The sequence below is a fragment of the Streptomyces sp. JK94 genome, from assembly GCF_053613315.1.
On record NZ_JBSICH010000054.1, the window covers coordinates 1 to 4,353 of the forward strand.

Consider the following 4,353-nt stretch of genomic DNA (forward strand, 5'->3'; position numbering starts at 1 on the left):
TCCCCGCCGGCGCTCCGCGACTGCTGCGTCAGGCGAGTTCGGCGCCGCGTTCCGCGCCCTCCGCCTCGGACGTTGCGCTGCCCGTCGCCAGGGTGCCGCCGGAGTTCTCCAGGTGGGCCCGGACGAACCACTGGAACTGCTCCAGGTCCCTGAGCTGGCCGATCAGCAGGTCCTCCGTGGCGGGGTCGATCTTGCCGGCCTCCTCGGCCGCCGCGCGCATGCCTTCGACGACGCCGGTGTACACGACGTCCAGCGCGCCGAGGTGGGCGATGGCGTCGGCGCGTCCGATGGAGTAGTCGTCCCACTTCCGCTCGGCGACCAGCGCACCCGGCGTGCCCTGCGCCACCCCGCCGAGGGCGGCGATGCGCTCGGCCACGTCGTCGGCCATCTCGCGCACCTGGTCGACCTGCGGGTCGATCATCTCGTGCACGGCGATGAAGTGCGGTCCCACGACGTTCCAGTGCACGTGCTTGAGGGTCAGGTGCAGGTCGTTGAGGGCGTGCAGACGCAGTCGCAGCACGCCGATCAGGCGTCCGGCGGCCTCGCGCTCGATGCCCGGGACCGTGTACTTCGGGGTCAGATCGTGCGTCATGTCGGACCTCAGCTCCTCATGCGGTTTGGTACGGTCTCGCACCTGCACGACTGCCCCGCATCGGCGACGGCAGACATGCCTGGTCGGTGCCCCGAGGAGGGACGGGTCTCCCTCGACGGGGTGGGTCAATCGTCCGGATGTCCCCGGCGCACCCCCGGCTCCCGTACCTCGCGGCCGGGAGCCGGGGGTGCGCCAGGACGTCGTAAAGGCGTCGTGAAGACGCCTTCGGGGCGGCTTCAGGACGGCGGAGCCGGCAGGGGCATGGCGCCGAGTGCGCGCGCCGCGTGCACGAGGTTGGACGCCATGGCCCGGCCGGTGGACGTCGACCAGTCGTGGCCGCGGTCGTCGTCGAGGTAGTCGGGCCCGGGCCCGGGGCCGAGGTGCCAGTAGGTCCAGGCCTGCCCGGGGATCGTGTAGCCGATGTCCGCCAGCCCACCGCTGATCTCGCTGATGACGTGGTGGGCGCCGTCCTCGTTCCCGGTGACCAGCACCCCGGCGACGCGGTTGTAGGCGACGGGGCGCCGCTCGTCGTCGGTCTCGCCGAGCATGGCGTCCATGCGTTCCAGGACCCGCTGGGCGACCGAGGAAGGGCGGCCGAGCCAGGTCGGTGAAGCGATGATCAGGATCTGTGACGACAGCAGCTTCCCGTGCACGTCCGGCCAGTCGTCGCCGTCGCCCATGTCGGTCTCGACCCCGGGCTTCAGGTCCAGGTCGACGGCCCGTACGACGTCCACCTCCACGCCGTGGCCTTTCAGCGCCGCGATGACCGTGGCGGCGAGGGCCTCGGTGTTCGACGGCTGCGGGGAGGGTTTGAGGGTGCAGTTGATGACGAGTGCGCGCATACCCGACCCTCTTCCCCGCCGTGGGGTTCCGGACCGTCCGGCCGCCGGACCCTTCACCCGCCCGGACGCGGGGCGGCCGGGGCGGGGCGGGGCGAGGCGGCCGGGCTGAGGCGGCCGGGCTGAGGCGGGTGGGCGGACGGCGGCGGCTCGGCGGCCTGGGCTCAGGGCAGGGCGATGCCGTCCAGCTTCCCCTGCTTGGCGTCGTCGACGAGTGAGGAGAACTGGTCGGCGCTCATCTGCACGTGCTGGCCGAAGTCGTCGGTCAGGACGATCCGCCGCTCCGCCGGGGCGCCGGGGTCGACGAACAACCGGGGGCAGCCGCAGTCGCAGTTCGCACACGACGGAGGCGTCGATCACGGCCTGGGCCCTCGCCGCGCGCACCGGCGATCCCCAGGCCGTCGACCACTTCGTCCGCGCCCTGCACCGGGACGTCCGCCGTTACGTGACGTTCCTCGGCGCCGACCCGCAGAGCGCCGACGACCCGACCCAGGACACCTTCCTGCGGGCCCTCGGCAGCCTGCACCGCTTCGAGGGGCGTTCCTCGGCCCGTACCTGGTCGCTCTCCATCGCCCGCCGGGCGGTCGTCGACAGCATCCGGCGCGACTCCTCCCGGCCACGGACGGCGGCCACGGACGACTGGGAGTCGGCCGCCGAGCGCGTCCAGCCGCGCGGCCTGCCCGGTTTCGACGACGGCATCGCCCTCGCCGCACTCCTGGCCGCGCTCCCCGACGACCGCCGTCAGGCGTTCGTCCTCACCCAGGTGCTCGGGCTGCGGTACGCGGAGGCGGCCGACGTCAGCGAGTGCCCGGTGGGGACGGTGCGCTCGCGGGTGGCCCGCGCCCGTACCTCCCTGATCGCATGGCTGCACGACGCCGAGCGGCCGGCGGGGGCGACCGCCGCCTGACGCCCCGGCCCGGCGACGGCGTGAGCCGCTCCGCCGGGCCGGAGGGCATCGGCCGGGCCGGAGGGCGTCGGTCACCGCTCGGCCGCCCGGCCGGTGCGTGCTTCCGGCTTCACGGCTCGCCGCGGTCCACGACGCCCCGCCCCCACCCGGCGGCCTGCCGCGCGGGGTGGCGCACCGGCCCCGGAGGCCGGCGGGCGTCCTCGCGCACGGGAGGGCGTGTCCTGCGGAGGGCCCGGGGGCGGCGGGGCGGGCGGGCCGGACACCCCTGGGGGATGTGGCTCATGTGTGCCCTGTGGCCTGATTCGTCGGGACGGAAGGGGTGGGAAGACTCGCAAATTCCTTAGCGATGCCCGTGCTTGCATGGCCGCGACGAGGACGGTTCGTGAGCGCAGACCGTGAGTCGTGCACGTGGGCGAGGGGCCGGGAACGGTCCGTCAGCCGGACGTTCACCGCACGCACGGGGTGTCGACCAGTCCGCCCCGCGGGCGCGGACTTCCGCCCGACCGCGTCCTCACCGTGGCGGTGGAAAGAGGGAAGATGACCAAGCGCGCACTCATCACCGGAATCACCGGGCAGGACGGATCGTACCTGGCGGAACACCTGCTCGGCCTGGGCTACCAGGTGTGGGGGCTCTGCCGGGGACAGGCCAACCCCCGGAAGGACCGGATCGCCAAGCTGATCCCCGAACTGTCCTTCGTGGACGGCGACCTCATGGACCAGGGCAGCCTGGTGTCGGCCGTGGACCTGGTCCAGCCCGACGAGGTCTACAACCTGGGAGCCATCTCGTTCGTCCCCATGTCCTGGCAGCAGCCCGAGCTGGTGACCGAGGTCAACGGCACCGGCGTGCTGCGGATGCTGGAGGCCGTGCGGATCGTGTCGGGGCTGAGCAAGTCCTCCGGGAGCGCGAGCCGCGGCCAGATCCGCTTCTACCAGGCCTCGTCCTCCGAGATGTTCGGCAAGGTGGCGGAGAGCCCGCAACGGGAGACCACCTTCCTGCACCCGCGCAGCCCGTACGGCGTCGCCAAGACGTTCGGCCACTACATCACCCGCAACTACCGGGAGTCGTACGGGATGTACGGCGTCTCCGGCATCCTGTTCAACCACGAGTCGCCGCGACGCGGGGCCGAGTTCGTGACCCGGAAGATCTCCCTGGCGGTCGCGCAGATCAAGCTGGGCCTGCTGGACAAGCTCAGCCTCGGCAACCTCGACGCCGAGCGCGACTGGGGCTTCGCGGGCGACTACGTCCGCGCCATGCACCTGATGCTGCAGCAGGAGGAGCCGGCCGACTACGTGGTGGGCACCGGCACCATGCACAAGGTCAGCGACGCTGCCCGCATCGCGTTCGAGCACGTCGGCCTCGACTGGCGGGACCACGTGGTCGTCGACCCCGGACTCGTCCGCCCCGCCGAGGTGGAGACCCTCTGCGCCGACTCCGGCAACGCCCGCCGGGAGCTGGGCTGGAAGCCCGAGGTCGACTTCGAGGAACTGATGCGCATGATGGTCGAGTCCGACCTGCGGCAGGCCTCCCGGGAGCGGGACTACAGCCGTCTGCTCGCCACCGGCCCCGCCGGTCTGGTGGGCAACTGGTAGCGCGTCCCGTGGGCCCGGCCGTCCCGTCGCCCGGCCGCCGCCGTACCCGCGGCCGCGCGTCGGCCGCGGCCGTCACACACTAGGGATTTCCAGAGCGGCCGCCGTCGCAGACTGTGCCCATGGTCAGCGGAACTGTGTGCACGGCACGCGCACCGGGCGCGTGCTCCGGGGGAGCGGTCGGGGTCCTGCCCGTCCGCCCGCGCGCCGGGGGACCGCCACGGGGCCACCACGCGCGCCGAGGCACCCCGCCCCCGGGCGCGTGAGGCACCGGGGCGGGCGGACCGCCGCCGCGGTCGCGCTCCCGATCGTTCTCCCTCCCCCGGGCACGCCCGACGTCCCGGCGCCGTACGGCCGCCCGGGACGTCCGCCGTCCACGTCGGACCGTCAGCCGTCCGCCGGTCTTCTTCCAGATGGGTTGCGTTGAA

The 4,353-nt window shown here is 73.3% G+C and carries 5 protein-coding genes; 2 read left to right on the plus strand and 3 right to left on the minus strand.

Annotated features, from left to right (window positions below; genetic code table 11):
* Nucleotides 1-28: 28 nt before the first annotated feature.
* From ACVV2G_RS32110 to ACVV2G_RS32120, 3 genes are all read right to left on the minus strand, one after another.
* On the minus strand, nucleotides 29-592 hold the full coding sequence (locus ACVV2G_RS32110; RefSeq protein WP_453846316.1) for a Dps family protein: 564 nt from the start codon (nucleotides 590-592) through the stop codon (nucleotides 29-31).
* A gap of 236 nt (nucleotides 593-828) precedes the next feature.
* Entirely contained in the window at nucleotides 829-1,434 is a 606-nt protein-coding gene (locus ACVV2G_RS32115) for a flavodoxin family protein (protein ID WP_453846317.1), read from the minus strand.
* Between the two features lie 161 nt (nucleotides 1,435-1,595).
* Nucleotides 1,596-1,742: a hypothetical protein gene (locus ACVV2G_RS32120; RefSeq protein WP_453846322.1), complete on the minus strand. Its 147-nt coding sequence runs from the start codon at nucleotides 1,740-1,742 to the stop codon at nucleotides 1,596-1,598.
* A 44-nt stretch (nucleotides 1,743-1,786) separates the two neighbouring features.
* Here ACVV2G_RS32120 and ACVV2G_RS32125 point away from each other — a divergent pair, with 44 nt between their 5' ends.
* Complete coding sequence (locus ACVV2G_RS32125; protein ID WP_453846321.1) at nucleotides 1,787-2,338, plus strand: sigma-70 family RNA polymerase sigma factor; 552 nt, start codon at nucleotides 1,787-1,789, stop codon at nucleotides 2,336-2,338.
* 537 nt (nucleotides 2,339-2,875) lie between these two features.
* Nucleotides 2,876-3,928: a GDP-mannose 4,6-dehydratase gene (locus ACVV2G_RS32130; protein ID WP_453846318.1), complete on the plus strand. Its 1,053-nt coding sequence runs from the start codon at nucleotides 2,876-2,878 to the stop codon at nucleotides 3,926-3,928.
* Nucleotides 3,929-4,353: the final 425 nt, after the last annotated feature.